Here is a 25,395-nt window from a genome sequence, read left to right on the forward strand (position 1 = left end):
TTCGACTGCGCCGGAAGTGGGGCGAATTATAGACAGATAAAATTCGCCGTCAACTGCTAATTCAGGGTTTCTATCAAAAAGCCGTCAAAGCCCTGAAAACCTGGCTGAACAGACGCTACTTGCACAAAGACTGCGCAGTATATTGCTCAATTCATATTAGTTGAGCATGATGTGCCACACGTACGCTCTCTCGCCTCCTGATTCTGGAAGACTCCACGCAATGAATGACCACCCCCGCAGCCTGGCTTCGACTCTGCTCCCGGTCGGCCTGCTATTAATAGCCATGGCCTCGATTCAGTCCGGCGCGTCCCTGGCCAAAAGCATGTTCCCGGTCGTGGGCGCCGAAGGAACGACGACCCTACGACTGGTCTTCGCCAGCGTGATCATGGTCCTGCTGCTGCGCCCCTGGAAAGCCAGGCTCACTGCCAGCTCATTGCGCACCGTGATTGTCTACGGGGTGGCGCTGGGCGGCATGAACCTCCTCTTCTATATGTCGCTGCAAACCGTGCCCCTGGGTATCGCCGTTGCATTGGAGTTCACCGGCCCGCTGGCAGTGGCGATCTATGCCTCGCGCAGGGCCATCGACTTCATGTGGATCGGCCTGGCGATCGTCGGCTTGCTGCTGCTTATCCCGACGGACGCGGCAAGCGCGAGCATTGACCTCGTGGGTGCCGGTTACGCACTCGCAGCCGGCGTCTGCTGGGCGCTGTACATTCTCTTCGGCCAGAAGGCCGGGGCAGACAATGGCGTGCAGACCGCCGCCCTCGGGGTGATGATTGCCGCCCTCTTCGTTGCGCCTATCGGAATCGCCCATGCTGGCGCTGCGTTACTGACACCGTCGCTGATCCCCATCGCACTTGGCGTGGCGATTCTGTCCACCGCCCTTCCTTATACCCTCGAGATGGTCGCCCTCACCCGCATGCCCGCACGCACCTTTGGTACGCTGATGAGCATCGAGCCCGCTGTCGGGGCCTTGTCCGGCCTGCTGTTCCTGCACGAGTACCTGTCCCTGGCACAGTGGATGGCCATTACCTGCATCATCCTCGCCTCCGTGGGCGCAACCATGACCATGCGCAGCGAATCCAAGCCGCTGGTACCGGCAGACTAAGTTTCATTCTGACGAAGGTCTGGTATTTAGCGCTCAATTAGGCCATTTTAGCCCCGACTCGACATAGGATATCGACAGCTCGGGTAGGGATGTCATCGACAAGAAATGAAAGCGCACGCTGTCAGGCTTGGGTGCCAGACCCGAGACCGTATTAGGGAAAGGAATGAAACGATTTTTGGTACTTGTTGCAGTACTGGCTATTGCCGGATGTGCCGCGACCTCTAAAACCGAAGTTAAGCGTGGGAAAAAAGGCCTTCACATCAACTGCTCCGGCCTTTCATCCTCTTGGGACAAGTGCGACGCAACCGCCGTTCACGCGTGCGGACCAAAAGGCTACAAGGTGATCGCCAAGTCCGGTGACAGTGTCGAAGACCCGGGCGACTATCCGTTTGGCTTGAACCCTGCCGGGTATACCAGCCGCAGCATGATTATCATCTGCAAGTAATCCGTGCGTCCCTGTCAGGCTTTTCGAGTGGCTATCTGCAGTCCGATTTCCTCGTAGCCTGACTGCAATACGCTGCGCTGGACCTCAGGACTCACCAGCATCCGCGCAACCACCAGCGCCCCGACACATTGCGACAGGATGGCCCAGGCCAGACTGTCGCTCTCCAGAATAGCCGCCCAGCTTTTGTGCAATCGACAGATCCACTGCTCCGCTTCCTGGCGAACACGGACATCGGAGCGCGCAATCTCGGCCCCCAATGCGGGCAGTGCACACCCGGTCCCGGGGTGCTCGACATGAGCCATGCTCAGGTAGAGCTTGAGACAACGCTCCAGCCTGTCTCGACTCAAGTCCCCCTCGCCACTCAATCGCTCAAGGCTGTGACGCAACTCGCGCTCGACGATCGATACAAAAAGCTCATCCTTAGAGGCGAAGTGAGTGTAGAACGCCCCGCCGCTGAGCCCGATGGCTTTCATCAAGCCATCGACACCCACGGCGCTGAAACCTTCGGTCTTAGCCGATACCGAGCTGCTTTCCAGCAGTTTCTGCCTGGTTTCCAGTTTGTGACTGGCTGAGTAGCGCATGCTTTTCCCCGAACATCCATCACCTTGACGTACTCGCAATCGTAGCATAACGTTCGTTTAGTTAACGACCGTTTACCAAAGAGCGATCACTATGACCACTGCTATCAACAACAAGAAAGTCGTACTGGTTGTCGGGGCCGGCGATGCCACCGGCGGCGCCATTGCCAAGCGTTTTGCGCAGGAAGGCCTGATTGCCTGTGTCACCCGTCGCAGCGCCGACAAGCTGCAGCCATTGGTCGATGCCATCAAGGCCAATGGTGGCGAGGCCCACGGTTTTGCGTGCGATGCCCGCAAGGAGGAAGACGTGATCGCGCTGGTGGAACAGATCGAAAGCCAGATCGGCCCGATCGAGGCCTTTGTCTTTAACATTGGTGCCAATGTGCCGTGCAGCATCCTTGAGGAGACGGCCCGCAAGTACTTCAAGATCTGGGAAATGGCCTGCTTCTCGGGTTTTCTGAACGCCCGTGAAGTGGCCAAGCGCATGGTCACCCGCCAACACGGCACGATTCTGTTCACCGGTGCCACTGCAGGCCTGCGGGGCGCCGCCGGGTTTGCCGCGTTCGCCGGCGCCAAGCATGGCATCCGGGCCCTGGCCCAAAGCATGGCGCGGGAACTGGGGCCCATGAACATCCATGTCGCCCATGTGGTGGTCGATGGTGCCATCGACACTGACTTTATCCGTGAGAGCTTCCCGGACAAATATGCGCTCAAGGACCAGGACGGCATTCTTGACCCCGCGCACATTGCCGAAAACTACTGGTACCTGCACAGTCAGCCGCGGGATGCCTGGACCTTCGAACTGGACCTGCGCCCCTGGAATGAACGCTGGTAAGCACGCCCCCAGAACAATAATCAGAGCGTATCGAACATGAGCAAAACCCTGGAGTTCTACTTCGACCTCGGCAGCCCCGCCACTTACCTGGCCTATACCCAGCTGCCGAGCCTCTGCGAACAATCCGGTTGCCAACTGATCTACCAGCCGATGTTGCTGGGAGGCGTGTTCAAAGCCACCGGCAACGCCTCGCCGGCGACGATCCCGGCCAAAGGACGTTACATGTTCCAGGACCTGGCGCGGTACGCCAGGCGCTACGGCGTACCGTTCAGACTCAACCCTCACTTCCCCATCAACACCTTGCTACTCATGCGTGCCGTCACCGGCATCCAGCGGCAACAGCCCGAACGCTTCCTCGACTTCATTGATTGCCTGTTCCAGGCGATCTGGGTAAATGGCCGCAACCTCAATGATCCGGCAACCGTCGCCGCCGTGCTCAGCGAACACGGCTTTGATCCAGATATCGTGCTTGCGTTGACGGCGGACGAAGACGTCAAGGCCGCGCTCAAGGACAACACCGAGCAAGCGATCAGGCGGGGAGTGTTTGGTGCGCCAAGCATGTTCGTCGATGACCAGTTGTTCTTCGGTCAGGACCGACTGGACTTCGTTCGCGAGGCGTTGAGCTAAATCCGGGTCAAGCCGTGCGCCGCCAGCCCTGGCTGACGGCGCACGCTTGAGTCAGATAGCGGCAGTGCGGGTGTTCAGCCAGGCCAGGGCAGCACCGTCGAGCAGAGGGCTCAGGCGCTCACGGACTTGTGCGTGATAGTCGTTGAACCACTCGCGCTCATCCTGGGTCAGCAATGAAGTCTCCAGACAGCGGGTGTCGATCGGGCACAGGGTCAGGGTTTCGAACCTGAGGAACTCACCGAACTCACTGCTGCCCGCCTCACGGTTCAACACCAGGTTCTCGATCCTTACCCCCCAGCGACCCGGACGATAAGTACCCGGCTCGATCGAGGTGATCATCCCCGGCTGCATCGCGGTTTGCGGCGCTGGCGCGGCTTGATAGGCAATGACTTGCGGGCCTTCGTGAACGTTCAGGAAGTAACCGACGCCATGCCCGGTGCCATGGCCGTAATCAACGCTTTCGGCCCAGATCGGTGCCCGTGCAATCGAATCGAGCAACGGCGAGAGAATGCCGCGCGGGAACTGCGCGCGGGACAAGGCAATCACGCCCTTGAGGACCCGCGTGCAGTCACGCTTCTGCTCAGCGGTAGGCGTGCCCACCGGCACCATGCGCGTAATGTCGGTGGTGCCGCCCAGGTATTGACCACCGGAGTCGATCAGCAACAGGCCGTCACCCTCGATCACCGCATGTTCTTCTTCGGTGGCATGGTAATGCGGCATGGCACCGTTGGCGTTGTAGGCCGCGATGGTGTTGAAGCTCAGCGACACATAACCCGGACGACGGGTACGGGCAGCCGTCAGATGCTCGTCAATGGTCAGTTCGGTGATGCGCTCACGCCCCAGGGCGTCGTCCAGCCAAGTGAAAAATTCGCACAGTGCTGCGCCGTCCTGCTCCATGGCCCGGCGAATGTGCTCGGCATCGGCGAGGCTTTTCTGCGACTTGGCCAGGGTGGTCGGGTTCAGGCCTTCAACCAGTTTCACCCCACTGCCCAGGTTCCCCAGCAGTCCGGCCGTCACCCGTGCCGGGTCGACTTGCAGGCTTGCACCGTTGGGCACCGCCGCCAAGGCCTGGGCCACTTCGTCGTAGTCACGCAAGGTGACGCCGTCTTCTTCAAGGACCGCGCGCAAGGATGCATCCACTTTGCTCAATGCGACAAACAGCGTGGCCTGCTCCTGGTTGATCAGTGCAAAGGACACGAACACCGGGTTGAACGACACGTCGCCACCACGCAGGTTGAACAGCCAGGCGATGTCGTCGAGGGTGGCGATGAAGTGCCAATCGGCACCGCGCGCTTTCAGGGCTTCACGCAATTTGGCGAGCTTTTCGCCGCGACTCACAGTGGCCTGTGGTGGCAAGTGCGGGTAGATCGGTTGATCCGGCAGGCTCGGGCGATCGCTCCAGACCTCATTCAACAGATCGATATCGGTACGCAGCCGGGCGCCACGTTCTTCAAGCTTGCTGCCCAGGGTCCGCGCCGAGGCCACGGCCATCACCGCACCATCCACCGCGACCACGCCACCTTCCGGGGTTTGCTCGGCCAGCCACTCCAGCGGGCCGGGTTGCCCCGGTTGCAGCTTGACCAGTTCGATGCCGCTGCCCTTGAGTTCCTTGGTCGCCTGCTCCCAGTAACGGCTGTCGGCCCAGACGCCAGCGAATTCCTGAGTGACGATCAGCGTACCGACCGAGCCATGAAAGCCCGACAACCACTGACGCCCCTGCCAGTAACCCGGCAGGTACTCCGACAGGTGCGGGTCGGCCGACGGCACCAGCAGGGCATGAATGCCCTCCCGGCTCATCAGCTCGCGGGTGAGCGCCAGGCGCTGGGGAACCGTTCCTTGGGTCAAAGGCTGCGTACTCATCATGTCTCCTGCTAACCACTGGGTATTGTTATAGGGCGCTGACTTCTGGTCGGCGCATCAGGGTTGGGCGGTAGCCCAGAACGCCGGTGCACTGGCGCTTGCTGCCTTGATCAATTGTGCCGCCTGATCAATGTCCTGCTCGGTGGTGAAACGTCCCAGGCTCAAGCGAATCGTCCGCCCGGCCGCCCGTGCATCATGGCCCAGTGCCGTCAGCACATGGGACGGCGTATTGTTTGCCGAATTGCAGGCCGAAGTGGCCGAGAAAGCAATCGAAGCACTCAAGAGCTGGGAATTGAACTCGCCCTCGTGGAAGGTCAGGCTCAGGGTATGGGGAATGCGTTGCGTCGGGCTGCCGTTCAAACGCAGGCCGGCAATGCCGTCGAGCTGCTTGAGCAAACGTTCGTGCAGCCGGGTGATGGTAGCCCCCTCCTCGGCAAAGTGCTCGGACGCCAGGGCGAAGGCCGCACCCATGGCCGCGATCTGATGGGTGGCCAGGGTTCCGGAGCGCAAGCCCCCTTCATGTCCTCCGCCATGGATCTGTGCCTGCAAGCGTTGCTGGGCGCGCGGGCCGACGTAGAGTGCACCGATGCCCTTGGGGCCATAGACCTTGTGCGCGGAAAACGACATCAGGTCGACCGGCCACTGGGCCAGGTCAATCGCCACTTTGCCCGCGCCCTGCGCCGCATCGACGTGGAACAACGCACCGTGCTCGCGCACCCGCTGGCCAATAGCCGGGATGTCGTTGACGGTGCCCAGTTCGTTGTTGACCAGCATCAGCGACACCAGGAAGGTATCGTCGCGCAGCGCTTCGCTGACCGCTTGAGCGGTGATCAGGCCTTCGGCATCCGGCAGCAGGTAGGTGACTTCAACGCCGGCCTCCTGCAATTGCCGTGCAGTGTCGAGGATCGCTTTGTGCTCGATCTGGCTGGTAATGATGTGCCCACCGGCCTGCCCCCGGGCCTGGGCCACGCCCTTGAGGGCGAGATTGTTCGATTCGGTGGCGCCGGAGGTCCAGACGATCTGTTGCGCCTGTGCCCCCACCAGATCGGCGACTTGCTGCCGGGCCTGCTCGACCGAGCTGCGGGCCTGCTGGCCAAACGCGTGGGAGCTGGACGCCGGGTTGCCGAAGTTGCCGCTGAACCCCAGACAGTCGACCATCACCTGGATGACCCGCTCATCCACCGGCGTGGTGGCGGCGTAATCGAAATACAAAGGACGCTTATTCATAAAAGACTCGCAGAGCTAGTTCCGGGATCAGGTGCATGGGCTGGCATTGCCGCGCCACGCTCAGGGTAGCGCGCGAATGACAGGCGCTCAGCAATACCTGATCGGATGCCGTTAAAGAAAGACAACTTCATTTAAAAGTGCGTAGGAACGCTCCTGAAGTCGAGCTTAACAGGCATCGGACATCCGGTCGAAGCAGCCGTCAGCTGAAGCTCTCCTGCAGCATCGGGTACAAGGAGGCCACCAGCAACAGCGCCATGCCCCAGTTGAACATCCGCAACCAGCGTCGATCACGCAGGACATTGCGCAACAGACTGGCACACACCACCCAGAGACTGACACTGGGCAGGTTGATCAAGGCGAACACGGCGGCGATGACGATCACATTCGTGAAGTAGCCCTGCAGGGGGGTGTAGGTGCTGATGGCACCAATGGCCATGATCCAGGCCTTGGGGTTGACCCACTGAAACGCCGCGGCCCCCAGGTAACTGATCGGTCGAGCCTGATCGTGCCCGGTGTCGGACACCGGCCCCGAGTGGGCGATTTTCCACGCCAGGTACAGCAAGTAGGCCGCGCCGATAAAGCGCAGCACGCTGTAAAGCACCGGGTAAGTCTGGAACACCGCGCCCAGGCCAAACCCGACCGCCAGCACCAGGCTGAAGAAGCCGCAGGTAATGCCGAGCATGTGCGGAATCGAGCGGTTAAACCCGAAATTGACCCCCGAGGCCAGCAACATCGTGTTATTCGGGCCAGGGGTAATCGACGTTACCAGGGCGAACAGGGCAAAGCCCAACAGTAAATCCAGTGAGAGCGTCATGGGGGCATTCCATCGGTGTCAGTCAGATACCGACCCTATCGCAGCCCCGGTTTGCCGCCCATGGACAGTTGGGCAAAACTTCGAGCAGTACAGTGCCTCAGCTGGAACGACCGTGAAGCGTCACGCCCCGCTCGGCGTTCATCTCACCGTGCCGGTCGAAACCGAAGGTCTTTTGTGGTTGGCCAAGCAACTCGGCTTTTTTGGTGTGGTATTCATCAAACGACAATCCGCGACGATTCAGGGCTTCCAATGCCAGCTCCCGGCTCTCCTCGGCGGTATACGGGCGCAACTCGGGCGCGGACGGACTGGCACAACCGGCGAGCACCGAGGTCATCAACAACAACGAAGTAGCGAGCAAAACGTGCATGAGGGCGATTCCCGGGAGCTGGCCTGAAGCGATGGACACAGGCTACCCCCGCCCCTTTCGCGGGAAAAATCATCATGCTCGATAGTCATTATTGAGCGCACTGCCGTCTTGCCACGACTCAGTTCACCAGGCTGCACTGCAACGCATTGTCTGCGCTGCGTTCGATGCTGCGCAGCACCTGGAAGGAGCCAAAGGTGACGCCCTTGGCCTGGTGGGCGCGGATCAGTTGCCAGAAATCCTGTTCACCGCTCTCGAAACCGCGGAACGCCGCCTCACCCGCTTCGCGCGATTGCCATTGCAGGTAATTGAGCACTCGCCGGCCGTCATCACTGGCCTGCACGCTGGCACTCAGGAAACCCTGGTAGTGCTGGGCCAGGTGCTCGGTCTGTGCAGACAGCGCCGAGACCAGTCCTGGCTGTTGATGGGGTTCGATCTCGAACTCGATCAGCTGGGTAAAACTGCGATTTCTCTCTACTGGCTGCATGAGGATTCCCCCTGGCACGTAAGTCGCGACTTGCGAATGAAAGGTCGGCAGGATAAAACCTCTACTTAAGTAAAGGTCAAGCGGCAATTGAAATGACGATCAAGGAAAACCTGCACAAAGAGTTGAGCGTCGGCCAATTGGCCGAACGCAGCGGCGTGGCGGTCACGGCCCTGCACTTCTACGAGTCCAAGGGGCTGATCAAGAGCAACCGCAATCAGGGCAATCAACGGCGCTATCCTCGCGAAGTATTGCGACGGGTGGCACTGATCAAGGTTGCCCAACGCCTGGGCATCCCTTTGGCGGAGATCGGCCAGGCACTCAAGTCCCTCCCGGATCACCGAGCTCCGACGGCCGCGGACTGGAAGCAACTGTCCGCACAGTGGAGCAACGACCTGAATGAGCGAATCACTCAGTTGACCTTGCTGCGCGACAAGCTCAACGGCTGCATTGGTTGCGGCTGCCTGTCGATGGAGGCCTGCCCACTACGCAACTACGGGGATGTGCTCGGCGAACAAGGCGCGGGGGCACAATTGCTGGCGCCGGGAACGGCTGATCAGCAGTGGCATGACTGATAGCCCTGTAATGGCCATGCTGCAGTCCGTCGGCCTCTCGGAGAGGTTGAACAGGCTGGCCTATAGTAATCCGACCGGAAACCGGCGAAGGACTTGCACCACCCCATCAACGAAAACAGGGAGAACGGTCATGAGTGTCAAACCCATTCCCGAGGGTTATCGAAGCATCACCCCCTATCTGGGCATCCAGAAAGCCGCCGAGGCCATCGAGTTCTACAAGAAAGCCTTCGGAGCCACGGAAATCATGCGCCTGGCGATGCCCGACGGCAGTATCGGCCATGCCGAACTGCGTATCGGCGACTGCGCGATCATGCTCGGCACGCCGTGCGATCAAGGCCCGCTGAGCAACCCCGACAATTCGCCCTCCGTTGGCCTGCATTTGTATGTCGAGGATGTTGATGCCCGCTATGCCCAGGCGATCAAGGCCGGCGGTAGTGTGATTTCAGAAGTGAAGGACCAGTTCTACGGCGACCGCTCGGGGACCTTGAAAGACCCCTACGGCCACCTGTGGTTTCTGGCGACCCACAAGGAGGACTTGACCCAGGAACAGATCGAGCAGCGAGCCAAGGAAATGTTCACCCCGCAATAATCCCCTCCCCTGCAGGAACCGGTTGGCCCGCGTAGACGGCGTATCGACCCTCATCGCCTCGGCGGCCAGCCGGCTCCCGCAGGTCTGCGCACCCACCGCATCGCCCCACTGAAACATTTTCTTTCATATTGCCCTTCTGGATTTATGATTCTCATTCGTCTTAATTAGATGCAGCGGGCCGCGTAGGCAAAAGCCACGGCAAGCTTTTTTGGGAATCACGGTGCTCCGGCACCGCTCCTCTCATCGATTAAAGACCCCCCATTCATGTCGAAGAAGTCCCGTTCCAAACTCTGGTTCCTGGTACACAGCTGGCTCGCGTTGCCCATCTGGTTCTTTGTCCTGATCGTCTGCGTCACCGGCACCCTGGCGGTGGTCAGCCAGGAGATCGTCTGGCTGGCCAATCCGGACATCCGTGCCAGCCAGCCGTCCGACGACGCCGAACTGCTCAGCTATGATCAGGTCATCGCCGCCATCAAGAAGGCCGAACCGGACACCCTTGTCGAGTCCATCAGTCGCCCGGATGAATCACACTTCGCCCTGTCGGCTGATGTCAGCTACCCCGACGGGCGATCGGTCACGGTCTACGTCAACCCCTATACCGGGGTGATTCAAGGGATCAGCCCGGACTTCAACTTCCAGGCCTTCACCCGCGCACTGCATGGCTGGTGGCTGGTGCCCTTTACCAACGGCTTCAGTTGGGGCTGGTACCTGGTGTCGTTCCTGGGCATTCCGTTGCTGGTGTCCCTGATCACCGGGCTGGTGGTGTACAAGAAATTCTGGAAAGGCTTTTTCAAGCCCACGCTACGGGTTCGCCATGGCGCGAGGATTTTCTGGGGAGACTTCCACCGCCTCAGTGGTATCTGGTCGATCTGGTTCATCGCGGTGATTTCCATCACCGGCATCTGGTTCCTGATCCAGGCGCTGCTGTCCGATTTCCACATTTCCATTTCCAGCGAGCCGGTAATCCCGGTGGTGGCCCGTGAGAGCGTGCCGCTGTCGCCGAGCGGTACGCCAGCGAAAATGATCGACCTGGACAACGCCATCCTGATTGCCCAGGAGAAAATCCCGGGGCTGGAAGCCAGCTTCGTCAGCCTGCCGTCCAACGCCTACAGCCACCTGACCATCGGTGGCCGTGGCTGGTACCCGTTGATGTTCCAGACCGCAACGATCAATCCCTACAACGGCGACATCGACGCCTCGCGCCTGTTGTCGGACCGCAGCGGCCTGGAGTTCGTCACCGAATCCATGCGGCCCTTGCACACCGGTGATTTCGGCGGGCTGTGGATCAAGCTGATCTGGTTCTTCTTCGGCCTGGTGTTGAGCATGATGGTCCTCAGCGGCCTGCTGATCTGGACCAAACGCACGGCCCTGGCCACCGCCAATGCCCTCAAGCGCAGTAACAAGACCGCGCGCCCCGCCAGGGCCGGGCAGCCGGCTCCCGCCATGAACATCGACACGCCGGAGGGCAACCTGTGAGCAACGTCACCGCAGCAGCACCGTCGCGCCTGAGCCAGCTCTGGCACAAGTGGCGCTTTCACATCAATGTCCTGCTGATCCTGATTCCACTGGGGTTCATGCCCAAGTACTTCGCCGACGCCGCGCTGTTTCGCGGCGACAGCGGGTTGGGCGAGCGTGAAATCGGTGAGGTCCAGGTCGGGCCCTGGAGCCTGCACCTGGCCGAGTTGCGCAATGCCGCACCGGAAATGTCCGGCCCGGCCGGCTACATGAAGAGCTTCAACGCGGCGCTGTGCAAGACCTGCGCCGAGCAGGTCAAGGCCACCTACCTGCGTATCGGCAAACCCCGCAGCCTGCGCGCCGCCGGGGTGATCTTCTTCGGCACGCCCTACCGCATGGGCGCCATGCTGCCGGTCCCGGAGAAGACCCGCGCCGACGCTGAAATCTGGATCACCATGGAAGGCTGGGACGGCAGCCTGCACCAGGCAGCCGTGCCACTGAACAAGGCGTCCCCGGCGACCCTCGCCTGGCTGAACAAACAAGGAGGCAAACCATGAAGAGCGCCCACCCCATGACCGCTGTCCGCCTGATTGGCAGCACCTTCGCCCTGGCACTCAGTGCAGGCTTCAGCGCCCAGGCGCTGGCCCACAACCCGATGTGCGAGTGCAAGGCCATCGATGCCGAACAGATTCGCTGCACCGGTGGCTTCTCCGATGGCAGCGGTGCCCCCGGTGTCACCCTGGACGTGATCGGTTACGACGAAACCATCCTGGTACCGGGCAAGCTGGGTACCGACTCGACCCTGACCTTCAAAAAGCCGGGGACCGAGTTCTACGTACTGTTCGACGCCGGCCCAGGCCACGTGGTCGAGATCGACCAAGCGGATATCGAGGCCCCATGAGCAACCCGACGACACAAGTAGTCCGTCCGGCCGGTGCCGGCCATGAAACCCTTTATGTACTGCTCTTGTGCCTGGCGATCCTGACGGTTGCCGCGTCGGTGGTGCTGTGGCGCGGCGAGGCGCAGGCGGTCAGCAGCATCGAACGCCATCAACTGGACGCCCGACGCGACCTCAGTGCCTCCGAACAAGGCATTTACGCCGACCTGCGGGTAACCCTCGACGAAATCCACCTGCTGCGCGAAGAACAGCACGTCCCGCCCTCCCCGCAAACCCTCGCCGATGAAGGTTTTGCCCCCTTCGCCCAGGACGCCAGTTCGCTCAGCCGCGGCGCTCATGCCTGGCAAATGCTGGTAACCAGCGCCTACTTCGGTCACAGCCAGGCGCCGAGCGTGGCCGGTTCGTTTCTGATGCGCCTGAGCGCTGACGATGAGGGCGAGCCGGACATCTGGCTCAACCGTAGCGCCAGCCTCACTGCCCCCTCCGACCTGGCCGATGCCACGCTCATCAGCGCGGGCTGGCAACAGATCGTCGCCCAATTCGATGCCGGCGTCACCCGCCAGCATCGGCACTGATTTTGCGCATTCACCCGAGAGAAGACCGCTTGCCCATGCCTAGTTCATCTCAACGCTATCCTTTGCTGTCCATTGCCCGGCGCCTGCTCATCGGCCTACTGGCCGTCTTGATCGTGCCACTGGCCAGTGCCGATCAGGCCAAGCGCCTGCGCATCGGCATTACGCTGCATCCGTATTACAGCTACGTGACCAATATTGTCGGCGACAAGGCCGACGTGGTGCCGCTGATTCCGGCGGGCTTCAACCCCCATGCCTACGAACCTCGCGCCGAAGACATCAAGCGCATCGCCGGCCTGGACGTGATCGTGCTCAACGGTGTCGGCCATGACGATTTTGCCGACCGCATGATCGCCGCCAGCGAAACCCCGAACGTCAAGGTGATCGAGGCCAACGAAAACGTGCCGTTGCTGGCTGCCACCGGCGTGGCGGCGCGCGGCGCGGGCAAGGTGGTGAACCCTCACACCTTCCTGTCGATCAGCGCCTCCATTGCCCAGGTCAACAACATCGCCCGGGAGCTGGGCAAGATCGACCCGGACAACGCCAAGGCCTACACCCAGAACGCCCGCGCCTACGGCAAACGCCTGCGGCAGATGCGCGCCGACGCCCTGGCCAGGCTGACCACCGCGCCCAACGCCGATCTGCGGGTGGCCACCGTCCATGCCGCCTACGACTACCTGTTGCGTGAGTTCGGCCTGGAAGTGACCGCCGTGGTCGAGCCGGCCCACGGCATCGAGCCCAGCCCGAGCCAACTGAAGAAAACCATCGACCAACTGCGTGAGCTGGACGTGAAGGTGATCTTCTCGGAGATGGACTTTCCGTCCGCCTACGTCGACACCATCCAGCGCGAGTCCGGGGTCAGGCTCTACCCGCTGTCGCACATCTCCTACGGTGACTACAGCGCCGACAAATATGAAAAGGAAATGACCGGCAACCTCAACACCGTGGTCCGGGCCATTCAGGAGGCCGGTGCATGACGGCCCGGCAAATCCTGACCGCACAACGTGCCGGTCCAGCCTTGAACTTCAACGATGTCAGCCTGACACTCGGGCGCACGACGATCCTCGACCAGGTGAGCTTTGAGGTGCAACCCGGCAACGTGCATGCGCTGGTCGGCCCCAACGGCGGCGGCAAAAGCTCGTTGATCAAGACCCTGCTCGGGCAAATGCCCCATCAGGGCCTTCTGAGCCTGGAATGGCCGGGCGAGCCGGGCACCATCGGCTACGTGCCGCAAGCCCTGGAGTTCGATCGCGGCTTGCCCCTCACTGTCGATGACTTCATGGCCGCCATGTGCCAGCGCCGCCCGGCATTCCTGGGCATCAGCCGACATTACAGCGCAGCCATCGGCGAAGCGCTGGAACGGGTCGGCATGCAGGACAAACGCAAACGCCGCATGGGGGCACTGTCCGGTGGCGAGCGCCAGCGCGTGCTGTTGGCCCAGGGCTTGATCCCGGCACCGCAGCTGCTGGTGCTCGACGAGCCGATGTCGGCCCTCGATGAAGCGGGGATCCAGGTGTTCGAACGCCTGCTGGCCGATTGGCGCCAGGCCGGGATCACCGTGCTGTGGATCGAGCACGACCTGGAAGCCGTAGGCCGCCTGGCCGATCGCGTCACCGGGCTCAATCGCCGAGTACTGTTTGACGCCACGCCGAAACAGGCGCTGACCCCGGAACGCTTGCTGAGTCTGTTCTCCACCCACCCACGAACCGCCGGGAGCGCCGCGTGATGAGTTACGAAGCCTTTCGTTTGATGGTTCAGGGCTGGGCCTCTTCGGGTTACTTGCCCGAAGCGCTGGCCTACGGGTTTGTGGTCAACGCACTGCTCGCCGGGTTGTTGATCGGCCCGGTGCTGGGCGGCCTGGGCACGCTGGTGGTGGTCAAGCGCTTCGCGTTTTTCTCCGAAGCGGTCGGCCATGCGGCATTGACCGGCGTGGCCATCGGCATTCTGCTGGGCGAACCCTACACCGGCCCTTATGGCAGCCTGTTCGGCTACTGCCTGCTGTTCGGCATCCTGCTCAACTACCTGCGCAACCGTACAGGCCTGGCGCCCGACACCCTGATCGGGGTCTTCCTCTCGGTTTCATTGGCCCTTGGCGCCAGCTTGCTGCTGATTCTGGCCGGCAAGATCAACGTGCACATTCTGGAGAACGTGCTGTTCGGCTCGGTGCTCACGGTCAACGGCAATGACCTGCTGGTACTGGCCATCGTCGGTTCACTGGTGATGGGCCTGAGCCTGCCGCTGTACAACCGCATCATGCTGGCCAGTTTCAACCCACAACTGGCGGCCGTGCGCGGCGTTGCGGTCAAGACCCTCGACTACCTGTTCGTGGTCCTGGTCACGCTGATCACCGTGGCCGCCGTGAAAGTCATCGGCGCCATCCTGGTGGGCGCGCTGCTGGTGATTCCGGCGGCCGCGGCACGCCTGCTGAGTCAATCGCTCAAGGGCTTCTTCTGGTGTTCGGTGCTCATCGCCACCGTCAGTACCCTGTGCGGGATTCTGGCGCCGATTGTCTTCGACCTGCCGATTCCGTCAGGGGCCGCGATCATTCTGACGGCCGGCATCGCCTTCGCCCTCGCCGCCATCGCCCGTGGCGTGGTCCCCAGCCTCAAAGGGAATATTGGATAAATGTCATTTTCCATGCGTCAGCTGACCTTGGCCATGGCCCTGTGCGGCCTGGCAAACACCAGCACCTTCGCCACCGACCGCTTCGAACCGATGCGCCTGGCGGCCAATAATGGCATTGGCAACACCGTGCAGCATGCCGCGACCGCGGCCCACACAGTACACGTGCTGGCCTCGCTGCCGATCACCCATGGCCTGGCCGCCAGCCTGACCGAGGGCACCGACATCGTGCTGGAACGTGCGGCTCCCGCCAATCTTCCGGGCTCGCGACAAGCCGCGTACTTCTCCGGACGGGGTGCAGTGGCCCTGCACACCTTGTCGCAGCAAGCGGACGCGGTGATCGGCCTGCGCTCGTTGTGGCCAGACGACCCGCTGTACCCGAACGCCCGACGCAGCAATATCCGTATCGTTGAAATCGATGCCGCGCGCCCGGTGGACGGTGCCTTGCCGGGCGTTGCCTTGCAGCCGGGCAATGTCGACGGGCTGAACAGCCAACCCTGGATGGCCAGCAACAACATGGGACGCATGGCCGACGTGATTGCCGCTGATCTGGTGCGCCTGGCCCCCGAGGCCAAGCCGAGGATCGAGAGCAACCTGGCAACCCTCAAGCAACGCCTGCTCAAACTCAGCGCGGACAGCGAAGCGCAACTGGCCGATATCGACAACCTCAGCACGTTCAGCCTCAGCGATCACTTCACCTACCTGGTCAGCGGCCTCAACCTGGAACAGGTCGGCCTCGACACCCGCGCCGACAACGAGTGGACAGCCGAAACCCTGCAACAGCTGAGCGCAACCCTCAAGGACAACGATGTAGCGGTGGTGCTGCATCACCGCCCGCCATCGGAGGTACTGAAGGCTGCCATCACCGCGGGGGGCAGCCGGTTGCTGGTGCTGCAGACCGACGGCGCCGATCCGGTGGCCGAGCTGTCCGGCAACATCAATCAAGTGCTCCAGGCGCTGAAAAGCCAGTCCTGAAACCTTCCACCTGAAGTCGCGGCCCTACCGGGCCGCGCTTACAAAGTCCCTCAAGAAACCAGGCCGCCCCCCGTGCTAGCGTGCCCTGCGCATGACGCGAACAGACAGGGAAAGGGACTAAACCATGAGCGACTCCATCGCACTGAACAAGGCCAACTGGGACGAGCGCGCACCGTTGCATGCCGCCTCAGCGGAATACGCGACCGCCGCCTTTATCGACGACCCCCGGCATCTATCCGATGTCGTGCGGTTCGACTTGCCACTGCTGGGGGATATTTGCGGACTGCGCGGCGTGCACCTGCAGTGCCATATCGGTACCGACACCCTTTCACTGGCCCGACTGGGCGCACAGATGACCGGGCTGGACTTCTCACCGGCCGCCCTGGCTCAGGCCCGCGCCCTGGCGCAGCAATGCGGCGTGCCCATCACCTATGTCGAGTCCGAGCTTTATCACGCCACCGAGGCGTTGCCCCACGCGGCATTCGATCTGGTGTACACCGGCATTGGCGCCCTGTGCTGGCTACCGAGCATCGACGCCTGGGCACGTACCGTCAGCACATTGCTCAAGCCTGGTGGACGGTTGTTCATCCGCGAGGGCCACCCGATGCTGTGGGCGCTCAATGAAGACTGCGAACACGCCCTGTCTGTAGAACTGCCGTATTTCGAGCGTGAGGCGCCGCAAGTGTGGGACGACGAGCGCACCTATGTCCAAACCGACGTCTCGCTCAAGGCGACGGTGACCCATGAATGGAACCACGGTCTGGGGGAAATCATCAGCGCACTGCTGGCCCACGGGCTGGACATCACCGGCCTGGTCGAACATCAAAGCATTCCCTGGGATGCCCTGCCGGGCCAGATGGTCAGCGACGCCAACGGTGAATACCGCCTCAAGGAAGCTCCGTGGCGCCTGCCGTTGACCTACACCTTGCAGGCCGTCAAACGCAGTACCTGAAGCCCGGTGGCGCAGACGAAAAAGCCCGTTGAACCCAAGGTCCAACGGGCTTTTTGTCAACCGCGCAGTCAGTTGCCGGCGGCGGCCTGCTCGGCCATTTTCTGGCGCAGGCTCAAGGGTCGCATGTCAGTCCAGACCTCTTCGATGTAGGCCAGGCACTCTTTCTTGAAGCCGCTTTTGCCCACGGTGCGCCAGCCTTGCGGCACGGCCTTGTAGTCCGGCCAGATCGAGTACTGCTCTTCATGGTTGACTACTACCTGAAAGAGGATGTCCTCGCGGTCGAATACTGAAGTCATGGTGAATCTCCATCGCTGTAGGATGGGCTGCACCGCAGGCGCAGCCGTTGTGTAGAAGAAACGTATCAAGCCCTGGAAAAATTAGAGGTCGGCAACCGCGGCGCCCAGCGCACGCCCGAAAATCTCTGCCACGCGGTCAATCTCGGCGGCAGTGATGATCAGCGGTGGCAAGAAGCGCACCACACACCCGTGGCGCCCACCCAACTCCAGGATCAGTCCGCGCTTGAGGCATTCACGCTGAACCCGTGGCGCCAACTGACCGAACGCTGGCGGATGACCCTGCGCGTCCGCTTCCCCGGCCGGGTTGACCAGCTCAACACCGAGCATCAGTCCACGGCCACGGATGTCGCCCAATTGCGGGAAGTCCTGCTGCAGAAGACGCAAGTGCGCGGCCAGGCGTTCACCCATGGCCGCCGCGTGGTCGGCCACCTTGTGTTCGATCAGGTAACGCATCACTGCGGAGCCTGCGGCCATGGCCATCTGGTTGCCACGGAACGTGCCGGCATGGGCGCCCGGCAGCCAGGTGTCGAGCCAGTCGCGATAGACCACCACCGCCAGCGGCAAGCTGCCGCCGATGGCTTTGGACATCACCACGACATCCGGGATGATCCCCGCATGCTCGAAGGCAAACATCTTGCCGGTACGGGCAAAGCCGCTCTGGATTTCATCGACAATCAAGGCCACCCCGGCCTGTTCGGTGATCCGGCGCAACCCCCGCAGCCAGTCGAGATCGGCCGGAATCACCCCGCCCTCGCCCTGCACCGCTTCAACGATCACCGCCGCCGGCAACTGCACGCCGGCCTCCGGATCGTTCAACAGGTTTTCCAGATAATGCAGGTTGGCCTTCACCCCGAGCTCGCCACCCAGGCCGAACGGGCAACGGTAGTCATAGGGGAACGGCATGAACTGCACGCCATTGCCGAGCAACGCCCCCAACGGCTTCTTCGGTCCCAGGCTGCCCATCAGGCTTAACGCGCCCTGGCTCATACCGTGATAACCGCCCTGGAACGACAACACCATACTGCGCCCAGTGGCGGTGCGTACCAGCTTCAAGGCCGCCTCCACCGCATCGGTACCGGTCGGACCGCAGAACTGGATCTTCGCTTCGCCAGCCAGGGCCGCAGGCAGCAGGCCGAACAGGTCCTGCACAAACTGATCCTTGACCGGCGTGGTCAGGTCCAGGGTGTGCAGCGGCAATTCGTCGGCCAGGACCTGCTGGATTGCCTCGATCACCACCGGGTGGTTGTGCCCCAGCGCCAACGTGCCGGCACCGGCCAGGCAGTCGATAAAGCGCCGACCTTCCACATCCTCGACATAGAGGCCTTTGGCTCGCTTGAGCGCCAGCGGAATACGCCGTGGGTAGCTGCGGGCGTTGGACTCCTGTCGGCTTTGACGGGCCAGCAGCGGCGACTCGTTGAACTGGTAAAGCACTTCGGCCGGCGCCGACTGAACGTTGACAAGGCTGGTAGCGACTGACATCTCTCGACCCTCGATACGCGGATGATAGTGACCAAAACTGCACGCCAGGCAGGTGCGCATTCCGGCTCGGGCGCGCACGTACCGGTTTTCCTGTTCTGGAAACGCATCAGGGATATGAGGATTTAGACCGGTCGCTGGTTTTCTATGCGCTGGGCAAAAAAATGCGCTGCGAATGCTGAGTTGAGGGTGTGCTGAATATTGCTTTCGTCGGCAAGCGCAACTCCGCCCGGCCCGGTCCCACACAGTGCGCGTAGGCACCCATGCCATCCAATCAAGCGCGAACGCCGCTCCGTGGCGAGGGAGCTTGCTCCCGCTGGGGTGCGAAGCGCGCCCAACGAGACGATTGCAGGCTTTCAGATCGAACTCGGTGACTGGCTTGGGGCTGCTGCGCAACCCAGCGCGAGCAAGCTCGCTCGCCACGGGGCATGTGTTCGGCATCCCTGTTTCTTGACGAGAGTCGCCATGTAACCAGATCCATTGCTCCCACACAGTACGTGTAGGCGCGCATGCTGTTCAATCAAGCGCGAACGCTGCCTCCGTGGCGAGGGAGCTTGCTCCCGCTGGGGTGCGAAGCGCCCCCAACGAGACGACTGCAGGCTTTCAGATCGAACTCGGTGACTGGCTTGGGGCTGCTGCGCAACCCAGCGCGAGCAAGCTCGCTCGCCACGGGGCATGTGTTCGGCATCCCTGTTTCTTGACGAGAGTCGCCATGTAACCAGATCCATTGCTCCCACACAGTACGTGTAGGCGCGCATGCTGTTCAATCAAGCGCGAACGCTGCCTCCGTGGCGAGGGAGCTTGCTCCCGCTGGGGTGCGAAGCGCCCCCAACGAGACGACTGCAGGCTTTCAGATCGAACTCGGTGACCGTCTTTTGGGGCTGCTGTGCAGCCCAGCGCGAGCAAGCTCGCTCGCCACGGGGCATGTGTTCGGCATCCCTGTTCCTTTGAACAGTGTCAGGACTGCAACGGCATGGTCAGTTCGACCCGCAAACCGTCATCACGACTCTCGAAATGCAGCACGCAACCGCAGCGCTGGACAATCGCCTGGACAATCGCCAGGCCCAGGCCGCAACCGGTGCTCGAACCATTGCGCCAGAAGCGTTGAGTCAGGTGTTGCAGGTCCTCGTCGGCTATCCCCGGACCGTGGTCGCGCACCTTAAAATGCACGCGATTGCCGGTGGTTTCCAGGCTCAGCTCCACGACCGCGTCCGCTGGCGTGTGGCGCAAGGCATTGTCGAGCAGGTTGCGCAGCGCGGCAATCGACAACACCGAGGGCATCTGCACCGGTGCCTGGGAATAACTGGCCGGCAGGTGCAGCTTGATCCGGCTACGGTCGCCACTCGCCGCGTCCTGAATCGCCAGGCGGGCGACCTGTTCGGCGCTGCACTGCACACCATCGTCGAACGACAGGCTGCCCTCGACGCGGGCCAGCAACAGCAGTTGCTCCAGGGTTCGGTGCAAGCGGTCGGCGCCCTCTTCAGCTCGGGCCAGGGACTGGTCACGGGCAGCCCCTTCAGTCATGCGGGCCACTTGCAGGTGGGTCTTGATGGCCGTCAGCGGGCTGCGCAGCTCATGGGCTGCGTCGCCGGTCAGCCGACGCTCGCGCTCGATGGTCTTGCCAATGCGCTGGAACAGCTGGTTCTGGGTCTCTAGCAACGGCTGCAATTCACTGGGCAACGGCTGGATCTGCAGGGGTTCAAGGGAATCGGCGCTACGGCGCATCAAGGCGTCACGCATGCGGTTGAGTGGCGCCAGCCCCTGGCCAATGCCCAGCCACAGCAGGCACAGGCAGCCGAGCAAGGCCACGCCCACCGGCACCGAAGCGGCCAGCAATATCGACAGGTTCAACGCTTCGCGTTCCACTTGCCGGTCGGCCGTGGTGATGCGCAGGTCGCCACGGGCCAGGGTGAAGCTGCGCCAACGGGCGCCGTCGATCATCTGATCGTGGAAGCCCAGCTTTTCCGCTTCCAGGGTTTGCTCGGGTGTCGCATGACTGCGGGCCAGGATTTCGCCGCGCAACGAGCTGACCTGACAGGCCATCCCCCCCGGAACATTCAACTGTTCGGCACTGAAATGGGTGCCCTCGCCCTTGCTCGGCAAGGGCGGCAGCTGCTCCAGCAGCCCAGCCACCATGCGCGCCGACGCCACCAGCCGCTGATCGAGGGAGAACATCATCTGGTTACGCAGGTCGCTGAGCATCCAGGCCGCGGCCAATGCCCAGATCATCGCGAAAGCCGCGCCGAGGGTCAGGCTCAGGCGCACGCGCAAACTCATCACTTCGATTGCTCTCCAGCGTCCGCCGGCCCCAGGCGATAACCCAGCCCCCGCACGGTCTCGACAATGCCATTGCCGAGCTTGCGCCGCAGGTGATGGATATGAACGTTGAGGGCGTTGCTTTCCAGTTCATCGCTGAAACCGTACACGCTGTCCTTGAGTTGCTCGGTGGACAGCACCCGGCCACGATTGTGCAGCAAGGCCTGCAGCAGCGATTGCTCGCGGCGCGACAGGTCCACCGGCTGGCCGGCCAGCAAGGTTTCCCGGCTGCTGGGGTCGTAGGTCAGGGCCCCGTGTTCGATCAGGTTGACGCTGCGACCCGCGACCCGACGCAACAGGGTGTGCAGGCGCGCGGCCAGCTCGCGCAAGTCGAAGGGTTTGAGCAGGTAATCGTCGGCACCGGCTTGCAGGCCATCGACACGGTCGGTGACCGAGTCGCGGGCGGTGAGAATCAGCACCGGAATCTCCAGGCCTTGCTGGCGCAGTTGCTGAAGCAGTTTCAAGCCGTCTTCATCGGGCAGCCCCAGGTCGAGCACCATCACCTCGAACTCGGCGACCTTGAGCATCGCCCGGGCAGACGACGCCGTGGCCACATGTTCCACGGTCATGCCCTGGGCCGTAAGGCCGGCAACAATACCGCTGGCGATCAGCTCATCGTCTTCACAGACAAGTACATGCATGGTGAGACCTGTAGAAAAGTGTTGATTAAGAAGGCACCGGATTAAGCCGACATTATGCCCCAGCTATCATCGCCACAAGGATAACGCGGTTAATCATCGGTTAATCGCGACCCTTCATGGTGCACCCTACTTGCACCGGTATAAGGTTTACCCATGCGTCGTCTGTTTCTATTCATGCTGTTTGTTTTCGCAGGCCTGGCCCAGGCCGCCGCCAACCCGTTTGAAACCAAGCCTGATTTCCTGCCGGTGGACAAGGCGTTCATCTTGACCTCCGAACGCCTGGAATCCGGGGAAACCCAGCTGTTCTGGCAAATTGCCGACGGCTACTACCTGTACCAGAAACGCCTGACTTTCAACGGTCTGCCAGAGGCCCAAGCCCCTGCGCTGCCCGAGGGCGAAGCCCACAGCGATGAGTTCTTTGGTGATCAGCAGGTCTATCGCCAGGGCCTGGAGCTGAAGATCCCGGCCGACGCCACGGGCCGGATCAAAGTGGGTTTCCAGGGCTGCGCCGATGCTGGCCTGTGTTACCCGCCACAGACCCAGGTCGTTGACCTGGGCGGTATCGTGCCTGCCGTCAACATCGTAGAAGCACCGGATCAAGCCCTGGCCAGTGGCCTGCAACAGCGCGCGCTGGGCTGGAGCTTGCTGGTGTTCTTCGGCCTGGGCCTGCTGCTCGCGTTCGCCCCTTGTTCATTGCCCATGCTGCCGATCCTCGCCGGCTTGATCGTCGGCAGTGGTGCCAGTGCCAAGCGCGGTTTTGCCCTGGCCGGCAGTTATGTGGTGAGCATGGCGCTGGTGTATGCGGCACTGGGTGTGCTGGCGGCATTGCTGGGGGCCAATCTGCAGGCATGGCTGCAGAATCCCTGGCTGCTGGGCAGTTTCGCGGTGATCTTTGTACTGCTGTCGCTGCCGATGTTCGGCTTCTTTGAACTGCAATTGCCGGTGGCCGTGCGTGACCGTCTGGAAAACGCCAGCCGCAAACAGGGGGGTGGCAGCCTGCTCGGGGCTGGTGCGCTGGGGGCATTATCCGGTTTGCTGGTAGGCCCGTGCATGACCGCGCCACTGGCCGGAGCCTTGTTGTACATCGCCCAGAGCGGCAATGCGCTGCATGGCGGGTTGATCCTGTTCACGATGGGCATCGGCATCGGTTTGCCACTGTTGCTGCTGGTGACCGTCGGCAATCGCTTCCTGCCCAAGCCCGGCACCTGGATGAACCTGCTCAAGGGCATTTTCGGTTTCCTGTTCCTCGGCACCGCGCTGGTCATGCTCCGACCGGTGCTGGATGAGTCGTTGTGGGTCGGTTTGTGGGGTGCGCTGTTGCTGATCATTGCCTACAGCGCCTGGCGCCACACCGGCGGGTTCGGTCGTGCCGCCCATGTGTTCGGTGGCCTGGCACTGCTGTCCGGGTTGTGGGGCAGCATGTTGATGATCGGCGCTGCCGGCGGCAGTGATGACCTGTTCAGGCCCTTGCAGGTCTATCGCGCACACGCCTCCACGGGAGTGGCCAGCCCTACGGCCCACGACGCCTTCATCACGGTCAAGGACGCCACCGCGCTGCAACGTGAACTGGACACGGCACGCGCCCAGGGCCAGTGGGTGCTGCTGGACTACTACGCCGACTGGTGCGTGTCGTGCAAGATCATGGAGAAACAGGTGTTCGGCAAACCCCAAGTGCTGGAGGCGTTGAAGGATGTGCGCTTGCTGCGCCTGGATGTCACCGCCGACAATGCCGACAGCCGTGAACTGCTCGACCGTTACAAAGTGCCCGGGCCGCCCAGCCTGTTGTGGATCGGCACCGACGGCGAAGAACGCCGCAGCCAGCGCATGACCGGAGAGGTCGATGCCGCCGGTTTCCTCCAACACTGGAACATCGTCCGGAACGCTCTTTGATGCTGACCTTTACCCTCGGCACCTTTGCCATTGCGCTCAATCATTTGCTGCTGATCAGCGCCTTGGGACTGGCCACCCTGGTCGGCTGGCGCGTGGCCAAGCGCGGAGGCGAGAACCCCGAGTCGGTGCTGTTCGGGTTATTCATGCTGGGCCTGCTTGCCGCCAGAACGGGGTTCGTGGTCGCCTACTGGCCTCACTACCGCGGTGACCCGTGGCAAATCATCGACCTGCGCGATGGCGGTTTCCTCGCCTGGCCGGGGGTGATTGTGCTGCTACTGGCAACGGTGGCGTGGGGCTGGCGTCGTCCGCCCCTGCGCAAACCACTGGGGTACGGCGTGGCCAGCGGTCTGTTGTTCTGGCTGCTGGCGAGCCTGTCCCTGAATCTGTATGAACAAGGCACCCGCCTGCCGGAAATCGCCTTGCACAATGCCGCCGGCGAAACCGTGCAACTGGCCGACTATCAGGGTGGCCCCCTGGTGATCAACCTCTGGGCCACCTGGTGCCCTTCCTGCCGGCGGGAAATGCCGGTGCTGGAAAATGCCCAGCAACAACGACCCGACCTGACCTTTCTGTTCGTCAATCAGGCTGAAAGCATGCAGAGCGTCAGCACCTTCCTCGCCACCCAGGGCCTGAGCCTGTCGAACGTCCTGTTTGACCGTGGCGGCCGGTTGGGCCAGGCCATCGGCTCCATGGCATTGCCGACGACGCTGTTCTACAGCGCCGAGGGTCGCCTGCTCGGCAGCCACCTGGGCGAGCTTTCAGAAGCCAGCCTGGCCCGCGCACTGGAAAATTTCGATACCCCCTCTACCCCCATTCAGGCCACACCGCCAAGGAAACTGCCATGCCCCGCTTCCGCCATCTGCTGACGATGACCCTGGGCGCAGCCCTGCTGCAAAGCCCCTTGCTCCACGCCGAAGAACTGCCTGCGGCAATCCGCAAGATTGAAGAGAAAGGCGCGAAGATCATTGGCAGCTTCGATGCACCCGATGGTTTGCGCGGTTATGCAGCGCAATACCAGAACCGAGGCATGGCCCTGTACCTGACGCCCGACGGCAAGCACGTGTTGCTGGGCAACCTGTATGACGCCAATGGCAAGGACCTGAGCGCCGAGCCGTTGCAAAAGCTGGTGTACGCGCCGATGGCCAAGGAGGTCTGGGCGAAGATGGAGTCCAGCGCCTGGATCGCCGACGGCAACAAGGACGCCCCTCGAGTGGTGTACCTGTTCAGCGACCCGAACTGCCAGTACTGCACCCTGTTCTGGGAGCAGGCCAGGCCCTGGGTGAAGTCCGGCAAGGTGCAACTGCGGCACATCATGGTCGGCATCATCCGTGAAGACAGCCCGGGCAAATCCGCCGCCCTGCTGGCCAGCAAAGACCCGAGCAAGGCCCTGGACGACCATGAAAAGGCCGGTAAACAAAGCGCACTCAAGGCGCTGCCAACCATTCCCCAAGAGGTCCAGGACAAACTCAATGCCAACATGGCATTGATGGAAGAACTCGAACTGTCCGCCACCCCGGCGATCTTCTACCTCGACGCCAAGGGTGACCTGCAACAGCAACAAGGCGCACCGTCGCCTGACAAACTGGCGAAGATACTCGGGCCTAAATAACGACGACGGGAGCAGCCGAGCGCCGCCCAGCTCTCTCCCGCCGTTGATCCGCGCATTGAACCAGCCCCCCACTCCCTGTGGGCAATTCCATGCTTGAGCTCCCAAGCATGGAATTTCGTGGATTTTGGCTTTGGCTTCTCAAGCCAAACATCACCCAGGCCGGCCTACCTGCGATTGCAATGGCTCA

General features: G+C 62.1%; 28 protein-coding genes. 18 read left to right on the top strand and 10 right to left on the bottom strand.

The annotated features are described in order from the left end of the window. The first annotated feature begins 220 nt into the window (after positions 1 to 220). Together rhtA and AC3WQN_RS18450 are read left to right on the top strand one after the other, a co-directional pair. The gene (rhtA, locus tag AC3WQN_RS18445) at positions 221 to 1,108 is read left to right on the top strand and encodes a threonine/homoserine exporter RhtA (protein WP_103402265.1); all 888 of its coding nucleotides are present in this window, start codon (positions 221 to 223) and stop codon (positions 1,106 to 1,108) included. Positions 1,109 to 1,271: 163 nt separating this feature from the next. Beyond that, entirely contained in the window at positions 1,272 to 1,553 is a 282-nt protein-coding gene (locus tag AC3WQN_RS18450) for a hypothetical protein (RefSeq protein WP_095080063.1), read from the top strand. A gap of 14 nt (positions 1,554 to 1,567) precedes the next feature. On the opposite strand, the gene AC3WQN_RS18455 is transcribed toward AC3WQN_RS18450, so the two are convergent. Then, the gene (locus AC3WQN_RS18455; protein WP_103402264.1) at positions 1,568 to 2,134 is read right to left on the bottom strand and encodes a TetR/AcrR family transcriptional regulator; all 567 of its coding nucleotides are present in this window, start codon (positions 2,132 to 2,134) and stop codon (positions 1,568 to 1,570) included. A 91-nt stretch (positions 2,135 to 2,225) separates the two neighbouring features. Between AC3WQN_RS18455 and AC3WQN_RS18460 the strand changes: the two genes are divergently transcribed. After that, complete coding sequence (locus AC3WQN_RS18460; RefSeq protein WP_103402263.1) at positions 2,226 to 2,966, top strand: SDR family oxidoreductase; 741 nt, start codon at positions 2,226 to 2,228, stop codon at positions 2,964 to 2,966. Between the two features lie 36 nt (positions 2,967 to 3,002). Continuing rightward, positions 3,003 to 3,593 (top strand): 2-hydroxychromene-2-carboxylate isomerase, encoded by a 591-nt coding sequence (locus AC3WQN_RS18465; RefSeq protein WP_103402262.1) that lies wholly within the window; start codon positions 3,003 to 3,005, stop codon positions 3,591 to 3,593. 51 nt (positions 3,594 to 3,644) lie between these two features. Here the strand turns inward: AC3WQN_RS18465 and AC3WQN_RS18470 are convergent, their stop codons facing one another. The 5 genes from AC3WQN_RS18470 to AC3WQN_RS18490 all read right to left on the bottom strand — a co-directional run bounded on the left by AC3WQN_RS18470 (position 3,645) and on the right by AC3WQN_RS18490 (position 8,345). Next, positions 3,645 to 5,453, bottom strand: coding sequence for an aminopeptidase P family protein (locus AC3WQN_RS18470; RefSeq protein ID WP_103402261.1), 1,809 nt, complete (start codon positions 5,451 to 5,453; stop codon positions 3,645 to 3,647). Between the two features lie 57 nt (positions 5,454 to 5,510). Then, a complete protein-coding gene (locus AC3WQN_RS18475; protein ID WP_103402260.1) occupies positions 5,511 to 6,680 on the bottom strand; it encodes a cysteine desulfurase family protein in 1,170 nt (389 codons plus the stop codon). A 199-nt stretch (positions 6,681 to 6,879) separates the two neighbouring features. Next, positions 6,880 to 7,494 carry a LysE family translocator gene (locus AC3WQN_RS18480; protein WP_103402259.1) on the bottom strand — a complete coding sequence of 205 codons (615 nt, stop codon included), beginning with the start codon at positions 7,492 to 7,494 and terminating at the stop codon, positions 6,880 to 6,882. 97 nt (positions 7,495 to 7,591) lie between these two features. Further along, the gene (locus AC3WQN_RS18485; RefSeq protein WP_103402258.1) at positions 7,592 to 7,861 is read right to left on the bottom strand and encodes a hypothetical protein; all 270 of its coding nucleotides are present in this window, start codon (positions 7,859 to 7,861) and stop codon (positions 7,592 to 7,594) included. Positions 7,862 to 7,979: 118 nt separating this feature from the next. Beyond that, entirely contained in the window at positions 7,980 to 8,345 is a 366-nt protein-coding gene (locus tag AC3WQN_RS18490) for an antibiotic biosynthesis monooxygenase (RefSeq protein ID WP_103402257.1), read from the bottom strand. 92 nt (positions 8,346 to 8,437) lie between these two features. On the opposite strand from AC3WQN_RS18490, the gene soxR reads away from it, so the two are divergent. The 11 genes from soxR to AC3WQN_RS18545 all read left to right on the top strand — a co-directional run bounded on the left by soxR (position 8,438) and on the right by AC3WQN_RS18545 (position 16,980). Further along, entirely contained in the window at positions 8,438 to 8,917 is a 480-nt protein-coding gene (gene soxR, locus AC3WQN_RS18495) for a redox-sensitive transcriptional activator SoxR (protein ID WP_103402256.1), read from the top strand. Positions 8,918 to 9,047: 130 nt separating this feature from the next. Beyond that, positions 9,048 to 9,506, top strand: a complete 459-nt coding sequence (locus AC3WQN_RS18500) for a VOC family protein (RefSeq protein WP_103402255.1) — start codon at positions 9,048 to 9,050, stop codon at positions 9,504 to 9,506. Positions 9,507 to 9,770: 264 nt separating this feature from the next. After that, a complete protein-coding gene (locus AC3WQN_RS18505) occupies positions 9,771 to 10,982 on the top strand; it encodes a PepSY-associated TM helix domain-containing protein (protein ID WP_103402254.1) in 1,212 nt (403 codons plus the stop codon). Then, positions 10,979 to 11,518 carry a PA2404 family protein gene (locus AC3WQN_RS18510; protein WP_103402253.1) on the top strand — a complete coding sequence of 180 codons (540 nt, stop codon included), beginning with the start codon at positions 10,979 to 10,981 and terminating at the stop codon, positions 11,516 to 11,518. The genes AC3WQN_RS18505 and AC3WQN_RS18510 overlap by 4 nt, the downstream gene beginning before the upstream one ends. 14 nt (positions 11,519 to 11,532) lie before the next feature. Continuing rightward, on the top strand, positions 11,533 to 11,862 hold the full coding sequence (locus AC3WQN_RS18515; protein WP_095145800.1) for a hypothetical protein: 330 nt from the start codon (positions 11,533 to 11,535) through the stop codon (positions 11,860 to 11,862). Continuing rightward, positions 11,859 to 12,434, top strand: a complete 576-nt coding sequence (locus AC3WQN_RS18520; RefSeq protein ID WP_095148546.1) for a DUF6162 family protein — start codon at positions 11,859 to 11,861, stop codon at positions 12,432 to 12,434. Before AC3WQN_RS18515 ends, AC3WQN_RS18520 begins: the two co-directional genes overlap by 4 nt. 35 nt (positions 12,435 to 12,469) lie before the next feature. Further along, positions 12,470 to 13,408, top strand: a complete 939-nt coding sequence (locus tag AC3WQN_RS18525) for a metal ABC transporter substrate-binding protein (RefSeq protein ID WP_095145770.1) — start codon at positions 12,470 to 12,472, stop codon at positions 13,406 to 13,408. Further along, on the top strand, positions 13,405 to 14,157 hold the full coding sequence (locus tag AC3WQN_RS18530) for a metal ABC transporter ATP-binding protein (RefSeq protein ID WP_103400954.1): 753 nt from the start codon (positions 13,405 to 13,407) through the stop codon (positions 14,155 to 14,157). The genes AC3WQN_RS18525 and AC3WQN_RS18530 overlap by 4 nt, the downstream gene beginning before the upstream one ends. After that, on the top strand, positions 14,157 to 15,056 hold the full coding sequence (locus tag AC3WQN_RS18535) for a metal ABC transporter permease (protein WP_095080079.1): 900 nt from the start codon (positions 14,157 to 14,159) through the stop codon (positions 15,054 to 15,056). The genes AC3WQN_RS18530 and AC3WQN_RS18535 overlap by 1 nt, the downstream gene beginning before the upstream one ends. Next, positions 15,057 to 16,028, top strand: coding sequence for a metal ABC transporter solute-binding protein, Zn/Mn family (locus AC3WQN_RS18540; RefSeq protein WP_095145766.1), 972 nt, complete (start codon positions 15,057 to 15,059; stop codon positions 16,026 to 16,028). Positions 16,029 to 16,152: 124 nt separating this feature from the next. Further along, the gene (locus AC3WQN_RS18545; protein ID WP_095148550.1) at positions 16,153 to 16,980 is read left to right on the top strand and encodes a class I SAM-dependent methyltransferase; all 828 of its coding nucleotides are present in this window, start codon (positions 16,153 to 16,155) and stop codon (positions 16,978 to 16,980) included. A gap of 68 nt (positions 16,981 to 17,048) precedes the next feature. Here AC3WQN_RS18545 and AC3WQN_RS18550 read toward each other — a convergent pair whose 3' ends face one another. The 4 genes from AC3WQN_RS18550 to AC3WQN_RS18565 form a co-directional block, all read right to left on the bottom strand. Next, positions 17,049 to 17,276 carry an MbtH family protein gene (locus AC3WQN_RS18550; RefSeq protein ID WP_095148551.1) on the bottom strand — a complete coding sequence of 76 codons (228 nt, stop codon included), beginning with the start codon at positions 17,274 to 17,276 and terminating at the stop codon, positions 17,049 to 17,051. Positions 17,277 to 17,357: 81 nt separating this feature from the next. After that, positions 17,358 to 18,755: an aspartate aminotransferase family protein gene (locus tag AC3WQN_RS18555; RefSeq protein WP_103400992.1), complete on the bottom strand. Its 1,398-nt coding sequence runs from the start codon at positions 18,753 to 18,755 to the stop codon at positions 17,358 to 17,360. 954 nt (positions 18,756 to 19,709) lie between these two features. Then, the gene (locus AC3WQN_RS18560; protein ID WP_103400955.1) at positions 19,710 to 21,032 is read right to left on the bottom strand and encodes an ATP-binding protein; all 1,323 of its coding nucleotides are present in this window, start codon (positions 21,030 to 21,032) and stop codon (positions 19,710 to 19,712) included. Then, complete coding sequence (locus tag AC3WQN_RS18565; protein ID WP_103400956.1) at positions 21,029 to 21,709, bottom strand: response regulator; 681 nt, start codon at positions 21,707 to 21,709, stop codon at positions 21,029 to 21,031. The genes AC3WQN_RS18560 and AC3WQN_RS18565 overlap by 4 nt, the downstream gene beginning before the upstream one ends. A gap of 153 nt (positions 21,710 to 21,862) precedes the next feature. Here AC3WQN_RS18565 and dsbD point away from each other — a divergent pair, with 153 nt between their 5' ends. From dsbD to dsbG, 3 genes are read left to right on the top strand one after another with little or no spacing between them, the layout of a single operon-like run. Then, complete coding sequence (gene dsbD, locus AC3WQN_RS18570; RefSeq protein ID WP_103400957.1) at positions 21,863 to 23,599, top strand: protein-disulfide reductase DsbD; 1,737 nt, start codon at positions 21,863 to 21,865, stop codon at positions 23,597 to 23,599. Beyond that, positions 23,599 to 24,465: a TlpA disulfide reductase family protein gene (locus AC3WQN_RS18575; RefSeq protein WP_103400958.1), complete on the top strand. Its 867-nt coding sequence runs from the start codon at positions 23,599 to 23,601 to the stop codon at positions 24,463 to 24,465. Before dsbD ends, AC3WQN_RS18575 begins: the two co-directional genes overlap by 1 nt. Next, positions 24,441 to 25,208: a thiol:disulfide interchange protein DsbG gene (dsbG, locus tag AC3WQN_RS18580; protein WP_103400959.1), complete on the top strand. Its 768-nt coding sequence runs from the start codon at positions 24,441 to 24,443 to the stop codon at positions 25,206 to 25,208. The genes AC3WQN_RS18575 and dsbG overlap by 25 nt, the downstream gene beginning before the upstream one ends. Positions 25,209 to 25,395: the final 187 nt, after the last annotated feature.

The sequence above is a fragment of the Pseudomonas sp. FW300-N1A1 genome (assembly GCF_058789115.1).

Bases quoted from the DNA above. Each gene is read 5' to 3' on its own strand.
- AC3WQN_RS18500 (WP_103402255.1), top strand. From the start codon at position 9,048: ATGAGTGTCAAACCCATTCCCGAGGGTTATCGAAGCATCACCCCCTAT.
- AC3WQN_RS18475 (WP_103402260.1), bottom strand. From the start codon at position 6,680: ATGAATAAGCGTCCTTTGTATTTCGATTACGCCGCCACCACGCCGGTG.
- AC3WQN_RS18545 (WP_095148550.1), top strand. From the start codon at position 16,153: ATGAGCGACTCCATCGCACTGAACAAGGCCAACTGGGACGAGCGCGCA.
- AC3WQN_RS18470 (WP_103402261.1), bottom strand. From the start codon at position 5,453: ATGAGTACGCAGCCTTTGACCCAAGGAACGGTTCCCCAGCGCCTGGCG.
- AC3WQN_RS18505 (WP_103402254.1), top strand. From the start codon at position 9,771: ATGTCGAAGAAGTCCCGTTCCAAACTCTGGTTCCTGGTACACAGCTGG.
- AC3WQN_RS18530 (WP_103400954.1), top strand. From the start codon at position 13,405: ATGACGGCCCGGCAAATCCTGACCGCACAACGTGCCGGTCCAGCCTTG.
- rhtA (WP_103402265.1), top strand. From the start codon at position 221: ATGAATGACCACCCCCGCAGCCTGGCTTCGACTCTGCTCCCGGTCGGC.
- AC3WQN_RS18515 (WP_095145800.1), top strand. From the start codon at position 11,533: ATGACCGCTGTCCGCCTGATTGGCAGCACCTTCGCCCTGGCACTCAGT.
- AC3WQN_RS18460 (WP_103402263.1), top strand. From the start codon at position 2,226: ATGACCACTGCTATCAACAACAAGAAAGTCGTACTGGTTGTCGGGGCC.
- AC3WQN_RS18450 (WP_095080063.1), top strand. From the start codon at position 1,272: ATGAAACGATTTTTGGTACTTGTTGCAGTACTGGCTATTGCCGGATGT.
- AC3WQN_RS18480 (WP_103402259.1), bottom strand. From the start codon at position 7,494: ATGACGCTCTCACTGGATTTACTGTTGGGCTTTGCCCTGTTCGCCCTG.
- AC3WQN_RS18485 (WP_103402258.1), bottom strand. From the start codon at position 7,861: ATGCACGTTTTGCTCGCTACTTCGTTGTTGTTGATGACCTCGGTGCTC.
- AC3WQN_RS18555 (WP_103400992.1), bottom strand. From the start codon at position 18,755: ATGTCAGTCGCTACCAGCCTTGTCAACGTTCAGTCGGCGCCGGCCGAA.
- AC3WQN_RS18550 (WP_095148551.1), bottom strand. From the start codon at position 17,276: ATGACTTCAGTATTCGACCGCGAGGACATCCTCTTTCAGGTAGTAGTC.
- AC3WQN_RS18525 (WP_095145770.1), top strand. From the start codon at position 12,470: ATGCCTAGTTCATCTCAACGCTATCCTTTGCTGTCCATTGCCCGGCGC.
- dsbG (WP_103400959.1), top strand. From the start codon at position 24,441: ATGCCCCGCTTCCGCCATCTGCTGACGATGACCCTGGGCGCAGCCCTG.
- AC3WQN_RS18565 (WP_103400956.1), bottom strand. From the start codon at position 21,709: ATGCATGTACTTGTCTGTGAAGACGATGAGCTGATCGCCAGCGGTATT.
- AC3WQN_RS18535 (WP_095080079.1), top strand. From the start codon at position 14,157: ATGAGTTACGAAGCCTTTCGTTTGATGGTTCAGGGCTGGGCCTCTTCG.
- dsbD (WP_103400957.1), top strand. From the start codon at position 21,863: ATGCGTCGTCTGTTTCTATTCATGCTGTTTGTTTTCGCAGGCCTGGCC.
- soxR (WP_103402256.1), top strand. From the start codon at position 8,438: ATGACGATCAAGGAAAACCTGCACAAAGAGTTGAGCGTCGGCCAATTG.
- AC3WQN_RS18520 (WP_095148546.1), top strand. From the start codon at position 11,859: ATGAGCAACCCGACGACACAAGTAGTCCGTCCGGCCGGTGCCGGCCAT.
- AC3WQN_RS18455 (WP_103402264.1), bottom strand. From the start codon at position 2,134: ATGCGCTACTCAGCCAGTCACAAACTGGAAACCAGGCAGAAACTGCTG.
- AC3WQN_RS18465 (WP_103402262.1), top strand. From the start codon at position 3,003: ATGAGCAAAACCCTGGAGTTCTACTTCGACCTCGGCAGCCCCGCCACT.
- AC3WQN_RS18540 (WP_095145766.1), top strand. From the start codon at position 15,057: ATGTCATTTTCCATGCGTCAGCTGACCTTGGCCATGGCCCTGTGCGGC.
- AC3WQN_RS18490 (WP_103402257.1), bottom strand. From the start codon at position 8,345: ATGCAGCCAGTAGAGAGAAATCGCAGTTTTACCCAGCTGATCGAGTTC.
- AC3WQN_RS18575 (WP_103400958.1), top strand. From the start codon at position 23,599: ATGCTGACCTTTACCCTCGGCACCTTTGCCATTGCGCTCAATCATTTG.